This is a genomic window from Microvirga antarctica, assembly GCF_017921815.1.
Classification (GTDB): Bacteria; Pseudomonadota; Alphaproteobacteria; order Rhizobiales; family Beijerinckiaceae; genus Microvirga; species Microvirga antarctica.
The window spans coordinates 479,945-503,326 of record NZ_JAGEMM010000002.1 but is presented as its reverse complement, the minus strand read 5'-3'; the positions used below and the strand labels follow the sequence as shown (position 1 = coordinate 503,326).

Annotated in this window: 14 protein-coding genes; 5 read left to right on the top strand and 9 right to left on the bottom strand. The window is 63.5% G+C overall.

Features of this window, described 5'->3' with window-relative positions:
- Nucleotides 1–49 precede the first annotated feature (49 nt).
- The 4 genes from sufD to J4G32_RS09710 all read right to left on the bottom strand — a co-directional run bounded on the left by sufD (nt 50) and on the right by J4G32_RS09710 (nt 4,958).
- A complete protein-coding gene (gene sufD, locus J4G32_RS09725; protein WP_343232625.1) occupies nt 50–1,345 on the bottom strand; it encodes a Fe-S cluster assembly protein SufD in 1,296 nt (431 codons plus the stop codon).
- 19 nt (nt 1,346–1,364) lie between these two features.
- Nucleotides 1,365–2,117 carry a Fe-S cluster assembly ATPase SufC gene (gene sufC, locus J4G32_RS09720; RefSeq protein ID WP_210488661.1) on the bottom strand — a complete coding sequence of 251 codons (753 nt, stop codon included), beginning with the start codon at nt 2,115–2,117 and terminating at the stop codon, nt 1,365–1,367.
- 128 nt (nt 2,118–2,245) lie between these two features.
- Nucleotides 2,246–3,718, bottom strand: a complete 1,473-nt coding sequence (gene sufB, locus J4G32_RS09715) for a Fe-S cluster assembly protein SufB (RefSeq protein ID WP_210488625.1) — start codon at nt 3,716–3,718, stop codon at nt 2,246–2,248.
- Between the two features lie 67 nt (nt 3,719–3,785).
- A complete protein-coding gene (locus J4G32_RS09710; RefSeq protein ID WP_210488589.1) occupies nt 3,786–4,958 on the bottom strand; it encodes a cysteine desulfurase family protein in 1,173 nt (390 codons plus the stop codon).
- 222 nt (nt 4,959–5,180) lie between these two features.
- Here J4G32_RS09710 and J4G32_RS09705 point away from each other — a divergent pair, with 222 nt between their 5' ends.
- The gene (locus J4G32_RS09705; RefSeq protein ID WP_210488562.1) at nt 5,181–5,837 is read left to right on the top strand and encodes an alpha/beta hydrolase; all 657 of its coding nucleotides are present in this window, start codon (nt 5,181–5,183) and stop codon (nt 5,835–5,837) included.
- Between the two features lie 154 nt (nt 5,838–5,991).
- On the opposite strand, the gene J4G32_RS09700 is transcribed toward J4G32_RS09705, so the two are convergent.
- On the bottom strand, nt 5,992–7,785 hold the full coding sequence (locus J4G32_RS09700; protein WP_210488548.1) for a M10 family metallopeptidase: 1,794 nt from the start codon (nt 7,783–7,785) through the stop codon (nt 5,992–5,994).
- A 366-nt stretch (nt 7,786–8,151) separates the two neighbouring features.
- Between J4G32_RS09700 and tyrS the strand changes: the two genes are divergently transcribed.
- Nucleotides 8,152–9,414, top strand: a complete 1,263-nt coding sequence (gene tyrS / locus J4G32_RS09695) for a tyrosine--tRNA ligase (RefSeq protein ID WP_210488524.1) — start codon at nt 8,152–8,154, stop codon at nt 9,412–9,414.
- A gap of 9 nt (nt 9,415–9,423) precedes the next feature.
- Here tyrS and J4G32_RS09690 read toward each other — a convergent pair whose 3' ends face one another.
- A complete protein-coding gene (locus J4G32_RS09690) occupies nt 9,424–12,879 on the bottom strand; it encodes a hypothetical protein (protein WP_210488424.1) in 3,456 nt (1,151 codons plus the stop codon).
- Between the two features lie 146 nt (nt 12,880–13,025).
- On the opposite strand from J4G32_RS09690, the gene bcp reads away from it, so the two are divergent.
- Both bcp and J4G32_RS09680 read left to right on the top strand, forming a co-directional pair.
- Nucleotides 13,026–13,490, top strand: a complete 465-nt coding sequence (gene bcp / locus J4G32_RS09685; protein WP_210488411.1) for a thioredoxin-dependent thiol peroxidase — start codon at nt 13,026–13,028, stop codon at nt 13,488–13,490.
- 109 nt (nt 13,491–13,599) lie between these two features.
- Nucleotides 13,600–14,862 carry a M10 family metallopeptidase gene (locus tag J4G32_RS09680; RefSeq protein ID WP_210488390.1) on the top strand — a complete coding sequence of 421 codons (1,263 nt, stop codon included), beginning with the start codon at nt 13,600–13,602 and terminating at the stop codon, nt 14,860–14,862.
- Nucleotides 14,863–14,882: 20 nt separating this feature from the next.
- Here J4G32_RS09680 and prfB read toward each other — a convergent pair.
- From prfB to J4G32_RS09665, 3 genes are all read right to left on the bottom strand, one after another.
- A protein-coding gene (gene prfB, locus J4G32_RS09675) for a peptide chain release factor 2 (RefSeq protein ID WP_210488339.1) occupies nt 14,883–16,011 on the bottom strand; the annotation gives its coding sequence in 2 pieces (ribosomal slippage) (nt 14,883–15,941 and nt 15,943–16,011; 1,128 coding nt in all).
- Nucleotides 16,012–16,111: 100 nt separating this feature from the next.
- Entirely contained in the window at nt 16,112–18,535 is a 2,424-nt protein-coding gene (locus tag J4G32_RS09670) for a penicillin-binding protein 1A (protein WP_210488316.1), read from the bottom strand.
- A 146-nt stretch (nt 18,536–18,681) separates the two neighbouring features.
- Nucleotides 18,682–19,938, bottom strand: coding sequence for an N-acetylmuramoyl-L-alanine amidase (locus tag J4G32_RS09665; protein ID WP_246504935.1), 1,257 nt, complete (start codon nt 19,936–19,938; stop codon nt 18,682–18,684).
- A gap of 643 nt (nt 19,939–20,581) precedes the next feature.
- Between J4G32_RS09665 and J4G32_RS09660 the strand changes: the two genes are divergently transcribed.
- Entirely contained in the window at nt 20,582–23,335 is a 2,754-nt protein-coding gene (locus tag J4G32_RS09660; RefSeq protein ID WP_210488293.1) for an Rne/Rng family ribonuclease, read from the top strand.
- Nucleotides 23,336–23,382 lie beyond the last annotated feature (47 nt).

The window sequence follows — 23,382 nt, the reverse complement described above, 5'->3', positions numbered from 1 at the left end:
ATCCGGTGATCCTCTTGCGCCGCCACGACCTGATGGCGCATTGCCGATGCTAGGCGCGCGCCTTGAGCCATCCCTCGACGCTGGCGATCAACGAATCCCGCGCGGACTCGTTCTCCACGAACTCGATTGCCTGTCCCAAGAACGCCTGAACCAGAAGGCTCTCGGCCTCCTTGCGCGGCAGGCCACGGGCCATGAGATAGAACAGCAGCTCGTCGTCGAGCTGACCGCAGGTCGCCCCGTGGGCGCATTGCACGTCGTCGGCGAAGATTTCCAACTCGGGCTTGTTGTACATCGTGCCGCCGTCGGACAGCAGAAGGGCCGCCGACATCATGCGTCCGTCGGTCTTCTGCGCGTGCGACGGAACGATGATCTTTCCCTGAAACACCCCCGTGGCTTCACCGTCGATGACCGTCTTGAAGAGTTCGCGGCTTTCGCAATGGGGCACCGCATGCTCGACCATCAGGGTCGAATCCGCGTGCTGGCGTCCGGTGATCATCGTGACGCCGTTGATCTGCGCCTTGGAATTCTCGCCGTTGAACATGGCGAAGACCTGATGCCGTGACACAGCCGATCCCGCCACGACGTTGATGCTATTGAGGAAAGCATCCGCGCCGATCTTCACCGCCAGGGTCGACAGGGCCAGCGCCTCGTCGCCCTCGCCATTGAGGCGTACGTGCTGCACGTTCGTGTTGTCGCCGGCAACCAGTTCGATCACATCGTTGGGCTGATGGGCCGCCCCATGCGGGCTCTCATGGGTCTCGAGGATCGTCACCGATGCCCCGTCGTCGACCAGCACCAGAACGCGGGTTGCGGTGGCGACGGCGGCCGTGCTGGCGGTCACGAACCGCAGGTGAATCGGCGTTGCGACGGCGCCCGTCACCTTGATCATGACCCCGTCGGCCATGAACGAGGAATTGAGCTGGTAGACAGGGTTGTCCTTCGCCCACGGCACGGGGCTGAGGTGGGCCAGCCAGTCGTGGCCGGACGCGAGCGCCTCGGCGAGCGGGACGATCTCGACGCCTTCCGGGAGCTGATCGAAGGCAATCCCGTCCGACACGAAGTGGCCATCCACAAAAGGCACCTGCAAGGCCTCGACACCCACAAAGGCGCGGGCGGCCGAAAGCGCCGCTGCGGCGGTCGTGGATGATGGTTTGACCGCAAACGGAGCAACATCGTGCATGAGCTTGCGCAGGTCCGTGTACTTGAACTCCTCAACCCGCCGATGTGGCAGGCCGTTGCGGTTGAACGTCTCGAACGCCTGCGCGCGGGATTCCACATCCCCCGGCAGATAGGCCTTTGCGGCATCGAACGCCTGGACGAGAGCGGTCTCGGTCGGCGTCCTCATCAAGGTGACCTGGGCCATATCAGGCGGCCTCGGTCTGGCGATAATCGGCATAGCCGGTGGCCTCGAGCTCGATCGCGAGTTCCTTGCCGCCTGTCTTCACGATGCGACCCGCAGACATCACGTGCACCGTATCCGGCACGATATAGTTCAGCAGGCGCTGGTAGTGGGTGATGACGAGGAACGACCGATCGGGCGAGCGGAGCGAATTGACGCCCTCCGAGACGATCCGCAGGGCGTCGATGTCGAGGCCGGAATCGGTCTCGTCGAGGATGCAGAAGCGGGGCTCCAGCAACGCCATCTGGAGAATTTCCATGCGCTTCTTCTCGCCGCCTGAGAAGCCCACATTGAGACCGCGACGCAGCATGTCCTTGGGCACCTCGAGCTTCGCGGCCGCTGCGTTGACCCGCTTGATGAAGTCGGGCGTCGTCAGTTCGGTCTCGCCCCGCGCCTTGCGCTGCGCGTTGAGCGCGGCCTTCAGGAACGTCATGGACGCGACGCCGGGAATTTCGAGCGGATACTGGAAGGCCAGGAACAGGCCGGCGGCCGCGCGCTCGTCGGGGCCCATCTCCAGGATGTTCTCGCCGTCGAGGAGAATTTCACCGTCCAGCACCTCGTAGTCCGCCTTGCCGGCGATCACATAGGAGAGGGTCGATTTCCCCGAGCCGTTCGGCCCCATGATGGCGGCGACCTCCCCGTTATTCACCGTGAGGTCGAGGCCGTTGAGAATGCGCTTGTCCTCGATCTGGACGACGAGGTTCTTGATCTGAAGCATATCGAATTCCTTCATCTCGTCCTGCGGCGCGCATCGCGCGTCTCACGGGACGGTTCTTTGATCGTGCGCCGCGATGCCCGGGAGACGCCGCCTTGAGCGTCTCCTCCGGTTGCGCAGCCGATGGGGTGTTAGCCGACCGATCCCTCGAGCGAGATCGAAATCAGCTTTTGGGCCTCGACCGCGAACTCCATCGGGAGGTGCTGCAGCACATCCTTGACGAAGCCGTTGACGATGAGGGCCGTGGCCTCCTCGGCCGAGAGACCGCGCTGCTGGCAATAGAACAGCTGATCCTCGGAGATCTTGGAGGTGGTCGCCTCATGCTCGAAGACCGCACTGGCGTTTTTCGACTCGATGTACGGCACCGTGTGAGCGCCGCATCGATTGCCGATCAGCAGCGAGTCGCAATTGGTGAAGTTGCGGGCGTTGGTCGCCTTGCGGTGCGCCGAGACGAGACCCCGATAGGTGTTGTCGGAGCGTCCGGCGGCGATCCCCTTCGAGATCACACGGCTTGTCGTGTTGCGGCCGAGATGGATCATCTTGGTGCCGGAATCGACCTGCTGCATGCCGTTCGACACCGCAATCGAGTAGAACTCGCCCCGCGAACCGTCGCCGCGCAGGATGCAGGACGGGTATTTCCAGGTGATCGCCGACCCGGTTTCGACCTGGGTCCACGTGATGATCGAGTTCTTGCCGCGACAATCGCCCCGCTTGGTGACGAAGTTGTAGATGCCGCCGCGGCCTTCCGAATCGCCCGGGTACCAGTTCTGAACCGTCGAATACTTGATCTCGGCATCGTCGAGCGCGATCAGCTCGACCACCGCCGCGTGGAGCTGGTTCTCGTCCCGCATCGGGGCGGTGCAGCCCTCGAGATAGGACACATAGGAGCCCTTGTCGGCAATGATGAGCGTCCGCTCGAACTGGCCGGTGTTCTTCTCGTTGATGCGGAAATAGGTAGACAGCTCCATCGGGCAGCGCACGCCCGGCGGGATGTAGACGAACGATCCGTCGGTGAAGACGGCCGAATTCAAGGTGGCGAAGAAGTTGTCTGACACCGGCACGACGGTGCCGAGATACTGGCGCACCAGGTCCGGATATTCGCGGATCGCCTCTGAAATCGGCATGAAGATCACGCCGGCCTTGGCCAATTCGGCCTTGAAGGTCGTGGCGACCGAAACCGAGTCGAACACCGCATCCACCGCGACGCGGTTCTTGGGCTCGACTCCGGCCAGAACCTCCTGCTCGCGAAGCGGAATGCCGAGCTTCTCGTAGGTCCGGAGAATTTCGGGATCGACCTCGTCGAGGGATTTCGGCGACGGGAAGTTCTTCGGCCCCGCGTAGTAGTACATGTCGTTGTAGTCGATCTTGTCGTACGACACGCGCGCCCAGTTCGGCTCCGTCATGGTGAGCCAGCGCTTGTAGGCGTCAAACCGCCATTGCAGCATCCATTCCGGCTCGCCCTTTTTGGCCGAGATGAAACGAATCGTGTCTTCGGAGAGGCCCTTGGGAGCCTTCTCCATTTCGACATCGGTTTCGAAACCGTACTTGTATTGGTCGACGTCGATCAGGCGCACCTGATCGATTGTTTCCTGCACAGCAGGCATCTGTCTCTCCCACCGCTCACGGTTTCAAGGACCGCGGGTTGATGACATGGAACGAAAACACGCCCTCTCAGGCAGCGTCCGCTTTCCGCTTATATAGGGTGCCGGTCACTCTTTCGCACGTTTCCGCAAAGCGGACCACGTCCTCGTGAGTGGTCGTCCACCCCAGGCTCACTCGCAGGACACCGTCCGCCAGAACGGGGTCAACCCCCATGGCGTCCAGAACATGCGATCGTTTGACTTTCCCCGACGAACAGGCCGAACCCGACGACAGGGCGATGCCCTGGAGGTCGAAGGCGATCAGCGCCGTTTCGGCTTTCAGGCCGGGTATGGCAAACGCAAAGGTATTGGGCAACCGTTCTGATTGCTCGGCGATGATGATGGCTGACGGGGCGACGGCGCGAAGCCGCTCCTCGGCCTCCATGCGGAGGGCCAGAAGCCTGGCAGCCTCCGACTCCAGCGACGCCGCCGCGAGCGATGCCGCTTCACCGAACCCGACGATTGCGGGCACGTTTTCGGTTCCGGCGCGCGCGCCGCGCTCCTGTCCACCGCCCCGGATCAGGCGGTCGGCAATCTCCAACTGATCGGTGCCGAGAATCACCGCGCCCACGCCCTTGGGGCCGGCAATCTTGTGCGCCGACAGGGTCAGGGCATCGGCCCCGGTCTGAGGCAGGTCGATCGCGAGCCGGCCCGCCGCCTGGACCGCATCCACATGCAGAAGGCCCTGGTAGTGCCGGACCAGCGCGGAGACGGCAGCGACGGGTTGGACGATTCCAGTCTCATTGTTGGCCCATTGCACCGAGACCAGGGTTCGTCCCTCGCCGCTCTTTCCCAGATAGACCTCCAGCCAGTCCAGATCGATGACGCCATCGTGTCCGCAAGGCGCCAGCGCCACCTCGGAGAGGTCGAACCGGTGGCCGTTGAGGCCGCAGGGATGTTCGGTCGAAAGAAGGACGAGGCGCGCGGTTCGCCCATCGCCCAGCCGGCGGAAGGACGGGCTGAGCACCATATTGGCGGCCTCGGTCCCGCCGCTGGTGAAGATGACGTTCTTGGCCTTCGCGCCGACGAGCCGTGCCACCTGATCGCGGGCTGTCTCGATCGCCGCTCGGGCCGCGCGACCCTCCGCATGAACCGAGGATGGGTTTCCGGACAGGGTGAGCGCACGCGCCACAGCCGCCTGAACCTCGGGCCGGACCGGCGAGGTGGCGTTGTGATCAAGATAGACGCGCCCGTTCAAGGCCATAGGCTCGGAAGTCCTCACGAAAGTCTTGCAATTGACCTGGGTTGTCATGCTAAAGCACGGCAACCACATGAACTCGCGTTCACGGCGCCTCTGGCCGCCACGCGAATGATACGATAAAACAGTTTAGAATAGTTCTAAGACTTTACCGGGGTTGCCGGGCTCAAGTCAAGCCGGCACCGCCTTTCCCTCCCCATGGCGAGGGTGATCAAGAGGTCCAAATTCATGCCTGAGGTCGTCTTCACGGGTCCTGCCGGTCGTCTCGAAGGGCGCTATCAGCCTGCCAAGCAGCGCGGCGCGCCGATCGCCATCGTCCTGCACCCGCACCCGCAATTCGGCGGCACGATGAACAACCAGATCGTCTATAATCTCTATTATGACTTTGTGAACCGGGGGTTCTCGGTCCTGCGCTTCAATTTCCGCGGCGTTGGTCGCAGCCAGGGCGCGTTCGATCACGGCCAGGGCGAGCTCTCGGACGCCGCCGCAGCCCTCGACTGGGCCCAGGCCATGAACCCCGATGCGCGGGCCTGCTGGATTGCCGGCGTGTCATTCGGGGCCTGGATCGGCATGCAACTGCTCATGCGCCGTCCCGAGATCGAGGGCTTCATCTCGATCGCCGCCATGGCAAACCGATACGACTTCTCATTCCTCGCCCCCTGCCCGTCCTCCGGCCTCTTCGTCCACGGCTCCGAGGATCGCGTCGCACCGGTGAAGGATGTCGTCAGCGTCATCGAGAAGGTGAAAACCCAGAAGGGCGTCAAGCTCGAGCACGCGGTGATCGAGGGCGCCAACCACTTCTTCGACGGCCGCGTCGAGGAGCTGATGACCGCGGTCGGCGGCTATCTCGACATGCGCCTCGGCCCCACGGAAGAAGCCGCCTGACACGACCCTTGAGACGCCAATTGACAAACGGCAGGTCGCGGGACCTGCCGTTTTCGTTTGGCCGATTGTGGTGCTTTGGAACCGTCCCGCGTGCCGCAGATCGCCGCGACTGACGACGACGGTCGGTGTGCAGGGAACCGCCAAGAATCCCTGATCAGATGTTCATGAAGATGAAGTCGTTTGCCTGCAGCTTTGCCAGCTGAACGTTCACAAGTTCAATGCCGAAATCGCCCTTGGTGATAGACACATTGTTGCCATTCTGAACCGCTGCAGCGCTCACCTCCGCAAAGCTGGCAAAGATGTTCTTGTAGATCATGATCTCGTCCGGCGTCCCCGCGCCGGCGGCAAAATCGAGGATCTTTGCCTTCGTGCCGGGAAAAACGACGAAACGGTCATCACCTGCCCCACCTGTCATGGTGGCAGAGCCGCCATCGGTGACGATCAGCATATCGTCACCATCCTCACCGGTCAGCCAGTCGTTGCCACCGGAGCCAACGATCTGGTCGCCGCCGCTTCCGCCGAAAATGGCGTTGTCGCCTGCCGAACCGTAGAGCACGTCGTTGCCGAACGATCCGATGATGTTCTCAAACCCTGAGATCCGGTCGCCGTTGGCGATACCCCCGGAGGCCGTGTTCGTGCCGATATTGACGTTCACCCCCACGGCGGAATCGCTGTATCCGATCGTGTCGTAGGTGCCTGCGCCGCCATCCAGCGTATCCGCGCCAGCCCCGCCGGAGATGAGGTCGACCCCGTCGCCGCCCAGAAGCCTGTCGTTCCCGGTCCCGCCCGAAAGGGTGTCGTCGCCCGCATTGCCAGTGAGGACATTGTCCGCGGCATTGCCACGAATGTCGTCATTGCCGGTGCCACCCACGGCGTTCTCGATCAGGGAGCGCGGGTCATCATGGAATTGGAACGCGTTGTAGACGTTCCCGTGGGCATAGACGGATGAGCCACGATAGGCGAGTTGCTCTTGCGAAAACTTCACATAGCCGCCCGGCGCAAGATCGATCGATGTCGCCCCGTGATAATTCGAGACGTCATAAGTGTCGTTGCCGCCGCCATCCCAGACAGTCATGAAGATGTAGTTCCGGGCGGGCGCACCCTGTCCGACGCCATTGACGAACGCTTCGCCGGTGGTCGGGGACCAGTTATAGACGGTATTTCCGCTATTGGTCGTGAAGTCCGCGCCATACATCGCCTGCAAGGCGGCGACGTCATACTGCATGAAGGTTTGGGGCGAATCCGAGAATGTCTTGTACGACATCACGGTATATTCAACACTGTCGTGCTCGGCGCTCATCGTCGGCAATGAGCCACCGGACTCGTGAGAATGCTTCAAACCGAGTGAGTGGCCAAGTTCGTGCAAGGCCAAATATGCATTGTAGGTCCCCGTCGCCGTCACGTCGTAGTGCAGCCAGACATCGCCACTATAGAAGGGCACTCCCGGATAGTAGGCATGGCTCCGGTTGATCACGCTGCCGGGATTGAAGCCAGAGATCTGCAACGTCGCGTCATTGCGGCCGGCATATTCCAGAGACAGATTGGTGAAGCTCTCGACCGAGGTCATCCCCATTTTAGGGCCACCGGCATAGGGACTGTATCCCTCGAGCGCATAGCGCACCGCCTGCTCCGTCCCGAACTGTGCCGTGCGGTAGCCGGACGCGCTCGGGTTGATCAACTGGTAGTCCCAGCGCGAATCCGGGAAGCTGTAGGTCACGACGGACTTGTTCCACTCCGACCCTGACAACAGTGCGCGCACATCGGACGGCAGATCGTTGTGGGTCGAGAACTTGACTCCTGGCATCGAATAGGGGGCCGTGTCTGCAAGGGCCGAGAAGATGCCGAGGGGCGCGCCCGAAACATTGTTGGACACGTAATTATAGACCGCGCTCACCTGTTGAGACACCCAGTTCCCGACGGTGGTCCAGATCGGAGCGCCTGCTGCCATCAGAGCAGGATCCATGCCGTTCAAAGACGATGGAGCCTCGAGACTTTCGCCGTTCGGACCCCACAACGGCGCGGAACCTTCAGTGTCACTTTGACCCGTCGAGGAGGCGCTTACCAGGGGCGTGCCTCCACTAGTCGCTTGAGTGTGGTTGCGCATCGTAAAGCCCCCTCATGCTCTTAACGTTTTGTTATACTATCACGCAAACCGCATGCGTCAATGGCGTCGCCGGGGCGAAGAGATGCTCTTGGGGGCAGCAGGCTTTTCCAGCGCTGCGGCGAACGCCCTTATCTGAAATCTCTTGTGGGTATAGGGACACGCCGATAGAGGTTTGGCCTCCATTCCACTGTCCGAGACTCGAGAAACGCGATGAACGCGCCGAAATCCGATTTTCTGAAGGTGCTCACCGAGCGCGGCTTCATTCACCAGACCTCCGATTTCGAGGGTATCGATGCGGCGGCCATTGAGGGCCGACTCACGACCTATGTGGGATATGACTGCACCGGCCCCTCTCTCCATGTGGGGCACCTGCTGTCGATCATGATGCTGCACTGGCTTCAGGAGACGGGAGCCGGAAAGCCGATCGCGCTCATGGGTGGCGGCACGACCCGCGTCGGAGATCCATCCGGCAAGGACGAGAGCCGTAAACTGCTGACGCCCGAGCAGATCGAGGACAACAAGACGAGCCTGAAGGGCGTTTTCGCCCGTCTCATCACGTTCGGCGACGGCCCGCGCGACGCGATCATGGTCGATAACGCCGAATGGCTGACCAAGCTCAACTACATCGAGTTCCTCCGCGATGTCGGCCGCCACTTCTCCGTCAACCGCATGCTGTCCTTCGATAGCGTGAAGCTCAGGCTCGAGCGCGAGCACGAGCTGTCGTTCCTCGAATTCAACTACATGATCCTGCAGGCCTACGATTTCGTGGAATTGCACAAGCGCTACGGCTGCATCCTGCAGATGGGCGGATCGGACCAGTGGGGCAACATCGTCAACGGGATCGACCTGGGCCGCCGCTCGGGAACCTCGCAACTCTACGCCGTGACCTGCCCGCTCCTCACCACCGCGTCCGGGGCCAAGATGGGCAAGACTGCCTCCGGCGCCGTTTGGCTCAACGCCGATATGCTCAGCGCCTATGATTACTGGCAGTTCTGGCGCAACACCGAAGACGCCGATGTGATCCGCTTCCTGAAGCTCTTCACGCTGCTGGGGATGGACGAGATCCATAAGCTCGCAGCGCTTGAGGGCGCCGGCGTCAACGAGGCCAAGAAGGTGCTGGCGACCGAGGCCACCGCTCTCCTTCACGGGCGCGAGGCCGCCGAGGTGGCGGCCGAGACCGCACGCCAGACGTTCGAGCAGGGAGCCCTTTCCGAAAGTCTCCCGACCGTGGAGATCCCGGCCTCGTCACTCGATGCGGGGCTCGGCGTCCTGACGGCCTTCGGGCCGGAATACGCCAAGCTTCTCCCCTCCACCGGGGAAGCGCGCCGTCAGGTGAAGAGCGGCGGCTTGCGGGTGAACGATCAGATTGTCACGGACGAGCGCGGGGTCCTGCGCACCGCCAACCTCACACCCGAGGGCGTCATCAAGCTCTCGTTCGGCAAGAAGCGCCACGTGCTGCTGCGCGCCGTCTGACCCTGTCGGTCAGCGTTCGGGCGTCGTCGGGAGCGATCCCGTCGGCGCCTCGCCGCCCGCGCCGAACAGCTTGCGGAGGAAACCCGGCGCCACGGCCGAAAGCGGGTTGACGGTGAGCGTCGGTCCCGCCACCGGACCGCTGACGCGGAAATTCACCGCAAACAGACCCTCATATTGTCCGCCGCCCAGAAGCGGGCCGAAGAGCGGGACCTGCGCAAAGGCGTTGTTCAACCCGTAGGCCGGCACGAAGGTGCCCGACACATCCATCTTGTCGCGGGCATTGTCGATATAGCCCCCAAGAGTGAAGCCAACCTGACTGCCGAAGACAGCCGCATCCTTGAAATCGAGACGCCCGGCCGAGCGCGTGAAATCCACCCGCGCCTTGCTGAACCGGGCCTCGTTCACGTCGACGCGAACCGCCTGCGGCTTGCCCGCGCTGTCCTGCCCCGCCACCACCTGCGTCTGTGTCGGGATGATCCGCCGCAGGGCCGGCTCGTTGCTGAGCGAGAAGTCGCGCACGGTCAGGACACCGGCCTGGGGCCCGTCGCCGGTCCCCATCTGCAGGACGAGATCGCCGCCGCCCATGCGCTTGTAGATGTCGAGAAACCGCAGAAGCGAACCCGCATTGTCGGATTGCACGACAATCTGCGGGCTCCCACCGGGAGCGCTCACGGTCCGAGCGGTGAGGTTCGTCGCCCCGAGCCGGCCCTTGAGATCGAGCTGGCGCATATTGTCCTTGCGGACCGAGGCTTTGACAGCGGCGTTGGTGATCGCCTCCTCGTTGAAGCCTGTCAGGATATTGAGATTGAGGTCGAGGTCGAAGTCCCGGCTGTCGCGGGTCGAGCCGGCGTTTCGGCCCGTCGCCGGCGGCGCGTCGGCCGCCTTCGCGAAGGGTCGGGCATCGCCCACATTGCCACGTATCACAACCTTGTAGACGCCCCCGGAGCGATCGACCTGCGCGCGCATGTCGTCGCCCGGCGACAACTTGAACGTCGAGAGATCCGCCTTGTCGAGACCGCCATCGGCGTTGAGGCTGGCGCTTCCGCGAAACTGCGTCGCTCCGCTATCGAGCTGGAGATCGCGAATTTCGGTCGCGGACGCGTCTGTCGTGGTGAAGGACAGCTTGGCGGCTCGGCCAGCGGGCTTGACCCAACCGGGAACGAGTTGGTCGATGGCGACCTTGGTGAGATCCGCATCCACGCGCAGCCCGGGTTTTGCTTCCTTGCCCAGGGGTACCACAACCCTCAGGGGCAACGTCCCGGTCAGTTGGCTGCCGAAGGACAGTCCACGCTTGGCACGCGCCGCCTCGTCGAGATTGAAGGTCACGTTCGCCTCGCCCCCGCCTGGCGTCTGGTGAAGGTCGATGACGGCCGGGCTCCCGCCGATCCTGCCATCCCCCTTGATGGTGAGATCGCCCTTGTCGTACGCGATGGCGACCTTGGCCCCTTCCAGCTTGTCCTTCCCGAAGATCTTGTCGATGCCCAGATCGGTGACTGTTCCGCTGACCGCAATGGGCAAATCGGCGAAGGGCGGGATATGCTTGACCGGCAGTCCGACCCTCACTTTCAGGTCGGCATTGCCCTTCATGGCCGCAGGATCCACCTCGAAGCCCGCCATCTCGTGCACGAGCGGCTGCTGCAGCAGCGCGCCCAGGCCATCAGCGCCGCCGGTCAGGCGGAAATCGATGGCCGCGGCCGCATCCGGCCGCCAGTAATTCTCCAGAACGAAAGACCCGTCAGACCCGGTCATGTGGCGGCCGCCGTCGAGATCGACCCGCGCGGACGGGGCGCGCAACCGCACATCGACGCCGCTCACCACGCCCGTCACATTGGCCTGCGACAGGGGCGCCAGCCCTTGGGCAGGAAAGAACACGCCATCGGTAATGGCAAAATCGATTGCCAGCGACTCAGGAGCGATGGGGCCGCCGTTGACGGCGCGCGTCATCTCGGCCCCGGACATGGCAACTTTCAGATCCATGGACTCGACCCGCCCGCCCTTGAGGCTGCCGATCAGGAACTGCCGGACCGGAAGATTGGCGGCTTCCGGCCAAAGGCGGAGCGCCGTGCGCACGGAGGTCTTGGCGCCTCGCACCTTGAGCGCCAAGGCACCCGGATCCGTGGCCGACGCCAGCACGCCGTCGATCTCCGCCGACAGATCCTCTCCGCGCAGCCGCAAGGATTTGAGCACAACCCCTTCGGGCCCTGACAGCTCTCCCGCCAGACTGGCGATGCGCACGGGCGAGTCGCCGGCAGCCGCCCCTGACAGCACGATGTCCTTGCCGGCGAGCGCGAGGGTCCAGCCGTCATGGGGCACCCGCGTCGTAAGCCGGCCGGTCAGCGTTACCTCGTTCTGTCCGCCGCGCATGTGCAACCTGACGAGATCGAGGGCCTTGGCGGCCTCGTCCCACGAGACGGCAATATCGGAATGCTCGACGATGATGGGCGAGGTGTCCTTGTCATGAACCTGGACCTGACCGGCCTCGCTCGACAGGGTGGCCTTGAGCTCGGTCACACGTCCCGCCGAATAGGCAGCGTCGACCCGTCCCGAAAACGCGAGGTCCGTGGTTGCGGGCAGGGCCGACTGACCAGCCAGGAGCAGGATGTCCTGGATCGGCGCGCCTTTCGCGTGAATCTCCGCACGATAACCGCCGGCGCCATCGGGATCGGCATCGCCGTTCAGCTCCCAGGCACCCTGCGAGCCCTCGAGACTGGCTTCGAATCGGCGTCCGCCGTCATCGGCCCAGTCGAAGGTGGCATCGACCCGGTTGAAAGCTGCGCGCTGGCGCTGGTCGGCGTCGACGAAGATCAGTCGCGCATTTGTCAGCCGCGCGCGATCAAGGGAGTTCAGGATGCTCTGCGGGCCAACGATAAGGTCGAAGAGCGAGCCGACCACGTTCGAAACAGGTGACGCATCGGGTGCCGCAACGCCCGGCCGGGGCGCAACCTCGATCAAGGGCCCTGGTCCGGTCGGAGCAGGCTGCTCTCCCCCCTCCCCGGGCGGCACCGGCGAGAACGTCAGGGCCCCGTCACGGGCAACAAGCACCCGCAATTGAAGGTCTCTCACCTCAATGGATTTCGGCTGCAGATTCCCGGTGAGAAGGGAAACGCCATCGACGCTGACCACGGCGGAGGGCGCCCGCAGCACCAGTCCGCCGGCAGGATCGCGCACGTCGAGCCCGTTGGCCCGCAAGGCGGGAGCGCCGCCGTGAAGTTCCAGCGCCGTATCTCGCAATGTCACGGACCAACCGGGCCCGATGCGGGCCGCAATCGATTCCGCGACCCGGTCCGGAAGGCTTCCGAAGCTGAGCGGTCCCGCCGACAGGCGCATGTAGAGGAGGCCGAATGCCACGGCGATCAGGACAGCGACGGCCACACACGAATAGGCCGATCCGCGCACGACCCGCGCAACCCGGCTCCGCTTGACCGGTTTGCTCCGGCGGGACTTGAGTCTGGATAACGGCTTCATTCTGATGTCGTCTGCAACCCGGCTCAAGTAATCATGGAAGGGAATCAGAGGGAGACCTTAGCCCTCTTGCGCACGCGCCGCGACCATGTCTTTCAATGATTGCGGCTGTTTCCAATCATCACAATCCGTCGAAAGGAAGGCGATCCATGACCCTAGCAGCAGGCGATACCGCCCCGGCTTTCACGTTGCCGGCTACTGGTGGACAGATGCTGACACTGGATGGCCTGAAGGGGCGCAAGGTGGTGCTGTATTTCTACCCGAAGGACGATACCAGCGGGTGCACACTGGAGGCGCAGGCTTTCCAGCAGATGAAGGCGGATTTTGCCAAAGCCGATACCGAGATCGTCGGTGTCTCGCCGGATGCCATGAAAAGCCACGACAAGTTCCGGGCGAAATACGATCTCGATTTCACGCTCGCGTCCGACGAGACGAAGACCATGCTCGAGGCCTACGGGGTGTGGGTCGAGAAGAGCATGTACGGACGCAAATACATGGGCGTCGAGCGCACGACCCTGTTGATTGACCGCGACGGCAAGATCGCGCGCGTGTGGGAGAAGGTGAAAGTCCCTGGTCACGTAGAGGAAGTGCTGGCTGCAGCCCGCGCTCTATGAGCGCATGTCTAGGTCTTTGCTCGTCGTGTAGGATCAATTCACCGAGAGTCGTGCATGCCATGTTCATCGGCAACCTGCTTTCATCCTCAGGTAACGGGAGATTTGGTGAATGTATGCGCCGCGCGTCGCTGAACAGGGGCATGGCTGGGACGATTCCGGCGCCCAGGCGCTGAGCGCCCCGGCCTATAGTGCCGGGCCGGCGGTCAGGGTGTCGGATTTTCGCGGCATCCTGTCGGGGGAGAGCTGGGTGTCGTCGCCCACGCTGAAGGCCACCGCGAAGCCGGGCTTCATCACGTATTCGTTCCCGAAGGCCATGACGCTGGGCGACCGGGAGGTGCTGGGATCGATTCGCGACAGTTGGGCGCCGTTCGCCACGCAGGACATCCTCGATGCCCGTGCGGCCCTCAAACAATGGGGCGACGCATCGGGAATCCGGTTCCTTGAGACCAAGAGCAATCACGGCGACATCCAGTTCAGCTGGATTTCGTCAAACAGCTCTGCTTTCGCCTATTACCCCTCGACCGAGACGGAGAACGTCAGGACCCTAACGTATTTTACATCGTTCGGCGACATTTCAGGCAATGTCTACCTGAACCCGGCCTATCGCAGTTATTTCAAGGAAGACACGGCCTTCAAGGCCTACACGCTGCTTCATGAGGTCGGCCATGCAATCGGCCTGAAGCATCCCTTCGCGACCTCGAACCTGAACAAGCGCCTGCTCTCCTCATCCGTCGATCACGTCAAAGCGACGGTCATGGCCTACACGTCGGGAGATGATGCGTCGCCGACCGCCCTCGGACCGCTAGATCTTCAAGCTGTCCAGCACATCTACGGAAAGTCCGGAACGGACGGCAAGCATCTGGCGAGTTGGGCCTGGAATGCGAAATCGGAGGTCCTGGCGCAGACCGGGAAGGTCGGAAACGACGTGATCCTCGGCACCAGCGTGCGGGACGTCATCAAGGGGATGGCGGGCAACGACCGGCTGCAGGGGCTGGTGGGCAACGACGTCCTGATCGGCGGTGCCGGCAGCGACATCCTGATCGGCGGCCCGGGCCGCGATACCTTTCGGTTCGACACCAAGACCGTCTCGTCTCGCTATGCCGACAAGATCATCGACTTCGTCGTGACGGAGGATCACATCCAGTTCACCCGGGCGGCCTTCGCAAAGGTGGGGGCGAAGGGGCATCTCAAAGAGAATGCCTTCGCGTTCGGCACGAAAGCGACGTTGGACACCTCACGGGTCATGTACGACAAGGACCACACCGGCGCGGTCTTCTATGATCCTGACGGAACCGGCTCGCAAGCTGCGGTCAAGCTTGCCACGCTCTCATCCGGGCTCAACATCAAGGCGAGCCATTTCCTGATCATCTGAGGAAATGGCCCGCAACGTTGCTAGTCGATATCCTCGACCTCCGCCTCGTTGCCGTAAACGCGCTGCGCCAGCGAGGCTTCCATGAAGGGATCAAGATCGCCGTCGAGCACATCCTGCGGGCTGGTCGATTGCGTGCCCGTGCGCAGATCCTTGACCATCTGGTACGGCTGCAGCACGTAGGACCGAATCTGGTGACCCCAGCCGATCTCGGATTTCGAGGCTGCTTCCGCGCTCGCCTTTTCCTCGCGACGTTTTAGCTCGGCCTCGTAGAGGCGGGCGCGCAGCATGTTCCAGGCGGTGGCCCGGTTCTTGTGCTGGGAGCGCTCCTGCTGGCAGGCGACCACGATGCCGCTCGGGATATGGGTGATGCGGACCGCAGAATCCGTCGTGTTCACGTGCTGGCCGCCGGCGCCCGAGGAGCGGAACGTGTCGATCCGACAATCGGATTCCTTGATCTCGATGTTAATCCGGTCATCCACCACCGGATAGACCCACACGGACGCAAAGCTCGTATGGCGGCGGGCGTTTGAATCGTAGGGGGAAATCCGCACGAGCCGATGGACACCGGATTCGGTCTTGAGCCAGCCATAAGCGTTATGGCCCTTGATCAGCAGCGTGGCGCTCTTGATCCCGGCCTCTTCGCCGTCGGTGACCTCCAGCAGTTCGACCTTGTATTTCCGGCGCTCGCCCCAGCGGGCATACATGCGCTGCAGCATCGAGGCCCAATCCTGGCTCTCCGTTCCGCCGGCGCCCGAATGGACTTCCACATAGCTGTCGTTGCTGTCAGCCTCGCCGGACAGAAGCGTCTCGACCTGCCGGCGCGCGGCCTCCGCATGGGCGGCGCGGATCAGTTCCTCGCTGTCCTTGACGGTTGCGGCGTCGCCCTCGGCATCGCCCAGTTCGATCAGCGTGATCGCATCCTCGAGGTCTTGCTCGAGGCGGCGGATCGCCGAGATCTGGTCCTCGAGCGAGGTCCGCTCGCGCATGATCTTCTGCGCCGCGTCGGCATCGTTCCAAAGGTTGGGATCTTCGGCGAAGGAATTCAGTTCGGCGAGGCGGCGCTGGGCGTTGTCCCAGTCAAAGATGCCTCCTCAGCAGTCCGATCGACTGCTTGGATTCGTCTACGAGATGTTCGATTTCGGCGCGCATGGTCTCTCAAAACTTCCGACTAGGGGTCGCGGCGTCATACTTTCAGGACCGACAGCTGTAAAGCCGCCGGCCTCTACGTCACATATGGATGAGGGTGAGTTTAATACAATCCGCCGACACTTCCCGGGGGCAGCGCACGCTGCGCCTCGGGGGCGAAATTCTGAGGAGGCTCGACCTCGACCGGAATGTAGCTTTCCGGCGGACCGGTGCCCGGCTTGAACGCCTCGACGATCACGCCGCCACCCTCTCCCGAGCCGGCACGAAGGCCCGTCGAGGCATTGACCCGGATCAGCTTGATGCCCGGCGGCACACGGAACGGCGTGGCCGGCTTGTCCTTGAGCGCCATCTGCATGAAGTCACGGAACACCGGAGCAGCGTACTGCCCGGCAGTCGCGGCATTGCCCAGCGAGGCGGGCTTGTCGTAGCCGATGAACACGCCGACGGCGAGATCCGGCGAGAAGCCGACAAACCACACGTCCTTGGCGTCGTTGGTCGTGCCTGTCTTGCCGGCGAGCGGCTTGCCGACCGCCTTGACGCTCTGCGCGGTGCCACGCTGGACCACGCCTTCGAGGATCGACGTGACCTGATAGGCCGTCAGCGGATCGATGACCTGCTCGCGATTGTCGGTCAGGCGCGGCGCCGCGCCGCCATCCCACTCGGCCGCATCGCAGCCGGTGCATTTGCGGTCGTCATGGCGATAGATCGTCTTGCCGGAACGGTCCTGAATGCGGTCGATCAACGTGGGCTTGATGCGGCGGCCGCCATTCACAAACATGGAATAGGCAGCCGTCATCCGCATGACCGTCGTCTCGCCGGCGCCCAGCGACATCGACAGCAGGGGCAGCATGTCGTCATAGACGCCGAACCGCCGCGCATATTCCGAGATGGCCGGCATGCCGACCTCGTTGGCGAGACGCACCGTCATCAGGTTCTTGGAATGCTCGACGCCATAGCGCAGCGTCCGCAGGCCCGCCGACTTGCCGTCATAGTTCGAGGGTGCCCAGGCCGCCTGCCCTGGTCCCATATCGAGCACGAACGGTGCGTCGAGAACCTGGCTTGAGGGCGTGTAGCCCTTGTCGAGGGCGGTCGCGTAAACGATCGGCTTGAAGGACGAGCCCGGCTGGCGCATCGCCTGGTTGGCGCGGTTGAACTCGCTCTGGTCGAACGAGAAGCCGCCGACCATCGCGTGAACGCGGCCCGTATAGGGGTCCATGGCCACGATGGCGCCGGAGATTTCAGGAATCTGACGGAGGCGGAACTGGTCGGGCTTGCCGTCGATCGGCTCGACATAGATCACGTCGCCGCTGGCGAGCGCCTTCTCGACCCCGCGCCGCGTCCATTTCACGCCGTCGGCGCCCACGTAACCGATCTGGCGATCCACGACGACCTGTCCGGAACCGCCCTTCTTGGGCTGGAGGCCGATCCGCGCCCGTCCACCCGCAACCTCGAGGACGACCGCGAGCCGCCAGGGCTGGACGTCGCCGAGGACCGGAACCTCGGCCAGCGCCAGGCCCCATTCGCGACCGGTGAGTTCGAGTTTCTGCTGCGACCCGCGCCAGCCCCGCGCCTCGTCGAAGCGCACAAGGCCATCGACCAGCGCCTTGCGGGCCATGGCCTGCATCTGCGGGTCGAGGGTGGAGCGGATCAGGAGACCGCCTTCGTAGAGGGTCTCTTCCCCGTAACGGTCCGCGATGTCGCGGCGGACGCCCTCGGCGAAATACCCCGACGCGATGCTATTGGGCGAAATCGACCGGGGAGAGACGACAAGCGGCTCCTTCTTGGCGACGTCACCGTCTTCACGCTTCACATAACCGTTATCGACCATGCGATCGATGACCCAGTTCCGGCGGTCCAGGGCCGCCTGCTTCTGCCGGTAGGGATGATAGTTGTTCGGTGCCTTCGGAAGAGCCGCCAGATAGGCCACTTCCGCGACGGTCAGTTCATGGACCGACTTGCCGAAATAGTTAAGGGCCGCCGCCGCGACGCCGTAATTCCCCAGACCGAGATAGATCTCGTTGAGATAGAGCTCGAGGATCTTGTCCTTCGGGAAGGTCGCCTCGATCCGCAGCGCCAGCAGCGCCTCGCGGATCTTGCGCTGGTAGGTGCGCTCATTGGACAGCAGGAAGTTCTTGGCGACCTGCTGCGTGATGGTCGAGGCCCCCTGCTCGCGGCGTCCGCCCGAGCGGAAATTGGCCACGATGGCGCGCACGATGCCCTCGGGATCGATACCCGCATGTTTGTAGAAATTTTTGTCTTCGGCCGACAGGAACGCCTCGATGACGAGCTTCGGCATGGCCTGCATCGGCATGTAGAGCCGCCGCTCGCGGGCATATTCGGCGATCAGCGAGCCATCAGAGGCGTGCACGCGGGTCATCACCGGCGGCTCGTAATCGGCCAGCTGGGCGTGATCGGGCAGGTCCTTGGAGAACATGAAATAGCCGACAGCCAGACCAGCCGCCGCGATCAGGAAAAAGATGGTCCCGACGCTGAACAGAAACCCGAAAAATCTAAGGACGAAGCGCATCCGAAAGTGTTCCGTTCTCGGCGCCCTGCGCCCGGTTATGCTGATCTGCCGACGCAACCGCCGGCCTCGAGACCGGCCGGCACCGTTGGCCTGTCCGTTCTGTTAACCGAGGAATCGCGTCCCCGCCACGGATATCCACACGGTTTCTATGGTGAAACTGCGGCAGCCCCTTGGCGCGCCAGTCTTTGGGCGAAAAAGCGGTCAATGGCGACGGCCATCGAGCCGATCGCCTTGCCGCGCCACTCATCGGACACCAGCAGATCGAGGTCCTTGCGGCTCGACAGGTAACCGAGTTCCAACAGGACCGACGGTACGTCATGCGCGCGCAGGACCCGGAAGCCGGCCTCGCGCCGGGGATTCTTGTTCAACTGGGCGACCGAGTCGAGCTCGCCCACGAGCCGGCCAGCGAAGCGATGGGAGAAGCTTCGCGTCTCCCGGGACGTCAGTTCCTGCAGGATATCGACGACCTCGTCGGGGCCGTCGGTGGAATCCATGCCGGCCGCCGCATCGGCCTTGTTCTCGCGGTCTGCCAGGCGTGCCGATTCCGCGTCCGAGGCCCGCTCGGCGCCGGTATAGACCGTCAGTCCGCGAACACCCTGGCCGCCCGAGATCGAATCGGCATGAATGGAGATGAAGAGATCGGCCTTCGCGCCCCGCGCGGCACGCACGCGGTCTCCGAGTGAGATGAACACGTCCTCATCGCGCGTTAAGACAACGCGGTAATAGCCTGAATTCGAGAGTCTTTTTCTCAGTTCACGGGCGAAGGTGAGGACCAGATCCTTCTCGACGATCCCATTGGCGCCGTTGGCACCCGGATCGATGCCCCCATGACCCGGGTCGATGACGATGATCGGGCGCTCGTCTGCCTTCTCGGCCACCGCCTCCCGCTCAGGTCCGACCTTGGCTGACTTGGCAGGGTTCGCCGCCATGACCTTGCGAAACTCGTCGCGGTCAGCGTGTTTCAATTCGATGATCAGAACCGCGGCGCCGCCGGGCGCATCCGTCTGCACCCTGATATCGGCCACCGTTGCCGGCTGGCTGAGATCGATCACGACCCGCGACCGTCCGGGAGCGAACAGGCCAAAACGGTAGGAGGCGATCAACCCTTCCCGCTTGCTGCCCTGATCTGTGGGGACGTGGAAGGCGACCTCAGGCAAATCGACGATGACACGGTCCGGACCTTCCATCAGATGGGCGTTCGCTTCGACCGGTTCCGAGAGAGTGACAGAAAAGAGGGTGCGGTCCGCCTCGGCGCGGACCGTCACCGCAGCGGCGATGACACTCGTCGATGCGGGCCGTGCGATGCCGTTGCCGCCCTGTGCCCACGCGTCCGGAACGCCCGCGACTGCAACAGCCGCCAGAATCATAACGCAAAGAAGGTGAGTAAGCCGTTCGATGTGCATCCCGAGCGCCAACCGTTCCGAGTGCCCCTCCATAACCCATAGGCAGTGTTAGGTTAACGAATTGTCACGGAGAAAGGCCGAAACATGCAGCACTGTTGCACGCGCGGCACAGTGGTGGGGGCTTGCCTGTTCATCACGTTGACCTTGCGGCTGCATCTCACCTTGCCAAACGCTGTCGAGGCTCTGTAATGATGGGCGTCCCGTCCGGCATGGCCGAATCTGACGACGGGTCCGCGGAGACGGTTGTGTTGACCGATCCTCTGGACCCCACGTCACCTCGACAGGCTCACGGACAGGCAAAGTGGCGATGTGATCGCCGTATATCCCGATGGCCGGCTTGGTCCGGTTCATCGATTTCGAAAGGGCCGTCGTTGAATGGTTGCGGTAGCGATGTCAGTTATGACTGTCGTCTCAGCATCGTTCAATGCGCGTGATCGGTTTCGCGCCCGCCCATGTTCCGCTCAACCCGGCATGGCGTCGGCCCAATTCAACCCAGAATGCGCCCTTGTGAGGCGCACGATGGCGATCGACAGTAATTTGAACGCAATACAAGCCCGCTGCCGACTTTCGCGGCGAGGCCTCCCGCCCCTTTCGCGGCTCCTGCCTCAGGTTCTGCCCCCGGTCGCCATGTCGAGAGTTCAACATGGCAAACAAGATGCTTATCGATGCCTCCCACCCGGAAGAGACCCGGGTCGTGGTGGTACGTGGCCAAAAGGTCGAGGAATTCGACTTTGAGTCCGCAACCCGCAAACAATTGCGGGGCAATATCTATCTGGCCAAGGTAACGCGCGTCGAGCCGTCCCTCCAGGCAGCCTTCGTGGAATATGGCGGCAACCGCCACGGCTTCCTCGCCTTCAGCGAAATCCATCCGGATTATTACCAGATCCCGGTCGCCGACCGTCAGGCGCTCCTCGAGGCCGATGCGGAAGCGCAGCGCGAAGAGGAACGTGAGGAAGAGCAAAAGCGCAACCGCCGTCGTCGGTCCGCGCCAAAACGGACGCGCCATGACCCTGCGGTTATCTCCGCCGAGGGCGACGCCCTCCCGATGGGCGAGAATGGCGAGGCCCTGGAATCCTCTCCCGAGGCGACCGATGGCGACGTTGAAATCACGAGCGAGACCGCCGAGGACATGACGCTCGCGGCTCCGAGCACGGAGCCCGCGGATTTTGTTCCGCCGATAGAAAGCCTTGCGACCAGCACGGCGGACCTGCCCGAGATGAATGCCGTGACATCCACCGAGGCCGGTGACACAGCCGAAGCGTCCGACGAGGATGCCGAGGACGACGAGCATGGCGATGACGAGCACGGGGAAGAAGACCCCGACCAGATCGTCGAGCAGCTCGGCGGCGGCGATGCCGAGGAGGACATTCCTCATCGGCCGCGCGTGGCCCGCAAGCAGTACAAGATTCAGGAAGTCATCAAGCGTCGCCAGATCCTGCTGGTGCAGGTCGTCAAGGAAGAGCGCGGCAACAAGGGCGCGGCGCTCACCACCTACCTGTCGCTGGCCGGCCGCTACTCGGTGCTGATGCCCAATACGGGACGGGGCGGCGGCATCTCGCGCAAGATCACCAACACGGCCGACCGCAAGCGTCTCAAGGAGATCGCCCAGGACCTGTCAGTGCCCGAGGGCATGGGGATCATCCTGCGCACCGCCGGCGCCTCGCGGACCAAGCCCGAGATCAAGCGCGACTACGAATATCTGATGCGCCTGTGGGAGAGCGTGCGCGAACTGACGCTCAGCTCGTCCGCACCGTCGCTGGTCTACGAGGAAGGCTCGCTGATCAAGCGCGCCATCCGCGACCTCTACAACAAGGATATCGACGACGTCACGGTGTCCGGCGAGGAGGGCTACCGGGAGGCCAAGGACTTCATGCGCATGCTCATGCCGAGCCATGCCAAGATCGTCCAGCCCTATCGGGATCCGCAGCCGCTGTTTGCCAAGCACGGGGTCGAAGCCCAGCTCGACGCCATGTTCTCCAACAACGTCACGCTGAAATCCGGCGGTTATCTCGTCATCAGCCCCACCGAGGCGCTGGTCTCCATCGACGTGAACTCCGGGCGCTCGACCCGGGAGCACAATATCGAGGACACCGCCTACCGCACCAACCTCGAAGCGGCGGAAGAAATCGCCCGTCAGCTCCGCCTGCGGGATCTCGCCGGCCTCATCGTCATCGACTTCATCGACATGGAAGAGAAGCGGAACAACCGCACCGTCGAGAAGAAGCTAAACGAATGCCTCAAGAACGACCGCGCCCGGATCCAGGTGGGCCGCATCTCCCCCTTCGGCCTGCTCGAGATGTCGCGCCAGCGCATCCGGACCGGCGTCCTGGAATCGTCGTCCATCCCGTGCGTCCATTGCGCCGGCACCGGATTCGTCCGCTCGACTCCCTCGGTTGCCCTGCATGTGCTGCGCTCGATCGAAGAGACGCTCATCAAGAATGCCGGCTACAACCTGATCGTGCGCACGCGCATGGAGGCGGCGTTCTACATCCTCAACCAGAAGCGCATTCACCTGCGTGAACTGGAGACCCGGTTCGGCGTCGCCATCAGCATCGTGGCCGATGACAGCCTTCTCGGCACCACCAACTACGCCATCGAGCGCGGCGAGCCTGCCCTGCGGGTCGAACACAAGGCCGCAGCCACCGGCGTGCAGATCGACACGATCCTGCCCGTCGACGAGGCTGCGGATGCGGACCTCGAGATCGAAGACGAGATCGAGGTCGAAGTCGAGATCGAGGGTGAGGAAACCGACGTGGAAGCCGGCAGCGAGGCGCGCTCGCCGGACGACGAGCGGGACGAAGAGGGTGACGGCACCCGCCGCCGCCGCCGTCGGCGTCGCCGTCGCGGTCGGGATCGGGATGCGTCCGGCGCAGAGATCGGGTCCGATTCCGAGACGGGCGAAGCGCTTGCTGCCGATGAATCGGACGGCGAGTCCGAAGGGACCGTCGAGCCCGCAGAAGCTGGCGAACGTGTCATGTCGGAGGCCGAGACCGCCGAGGCGGAAGAGCGCGCCGGTCGCCGTCGTCGCCGGGGACGCCGGGGCGGTCGGGGTCGCAGCCGTGAAGACGGCGCCGAGACCACGTCCGAGTTGGCCGAGGTGTCCGACACAGCGGCCGTTGACGATTTGCCTGCGCCCATCGCGGGCGACGAGAGCATCGAACAGCCCATCGATGAGCCGGCCCCGCAGCGCCGCGAAGAGATCCGCTCCGTGCCGATCGTCGAGTCGATTACGAAAACGCCCGAGCCTGAGCCTGAGGCCGAACCTGAAGCCGTTGCTGCGCGGCCCGTCGCTCCCGCGCCGGAGCCCGTGGCCGTCGTGCTGACGCCGACGGACCCCGACCGGCCGAAGCGGGCGGGCTGGTGGTCCAAAGCCAAGTCGGTCATCAGCGGGCATTGATGGCTAGGAGGGGCGCGCCCCTCCTGCCCGATCCTGCGGGAAAGTCT

Bases quoted from the DNA above. Each gene is read 5' to 3' on its own strand.
- sufD (WP_343232625.1), bottom strand. From the start codon at position 1,345: ATGAGGACGCCGACCGAGACCGCTCTCGTCCAGGCGTTCGATGCCGCA.
- sufC (WP_210488661.1), bottom strand. From the start codon at position 2,117: ATGCTTCAGATCAAGAACCTCGTCGTCCAGATCGAGGACAAGCGCATT.
- sufB (WP_210488625.1), bottom strand. From the start codon at position 3,718: ATGCCTGCTGTGCAGGAAACAATCGATCAGGTGCGCCTGATCGACGTC.
- J4G32_RS09710 (WP_210488589.1), bottom strand. From the start codon at position 4,958: ATGGCCTTGAACGGGCGCGTCTATCTTGATCACAACGCCACCTCGCCG.
- J4G32_RS09705 (WP_210488562.1), top strand. From the start codon at position 5,181: ATGCCTGAGGTCGTCTTCACGGGTCCTGCCGGTCGTCTCGAAGGGCGC.
- J4G32_RS09700 (WP_210488548.1), bottom strand. From the start codon at position 7,785: ATGGCAGCAGGCGCTCCGATCTGGACCACCGTCGGGAACTGGGTGTCT.
- tyrS (WP_210488524.1), top strand. From the start codon at position 8,152: ATGAACGCGCCGAAATCCGATTTTCTGAAGGTGCTCACCGAGCGCGGC.
- J4G32_RS09690 (WP_210488424.1), bottom strand. From the start codon at position 12,879: ATGAAGCCGTTATCCAGACTCAAGTCCCGCCGGAGCAAACCGGTCAAG.
- bcp (WP_210488411.1), top strand. From the start codon at position 13,026: ATGACCCTAGCAGCAGGCGATACCGCCCCGGCTTTCACGTTGCCGGCT.
- J4G32_RS09680 (WP_210488390.1), top strand. From the start codon at position 13,600: ATGTATGCGCCGCGCGTCGCTGAACAGGGGCATGGCTGGGACGATTCC.
- J4G32_RS09670 (WP_210488316.1), bottom strand. From the start codon at position 18,535: ATGCGCTTCGTCCTTAGATTTTTCGGGTTTCTGTTCAGCGTCGGGACC.
- J4G32_RS09665 (WP_246504935.1), bottom strand. From the start codon at position 19,938: ATGCACATCGAACGGCTTACTCACCTTCTTTGCGTTATGATTCTGGCG.
- J4G32_RS09660 (WP_210488293.1), top strand. From the start codon at position 20,582: ATGGCAAACAAGATGCTTATCGATGCCTCCCACCCGGAAGAGACCCGG.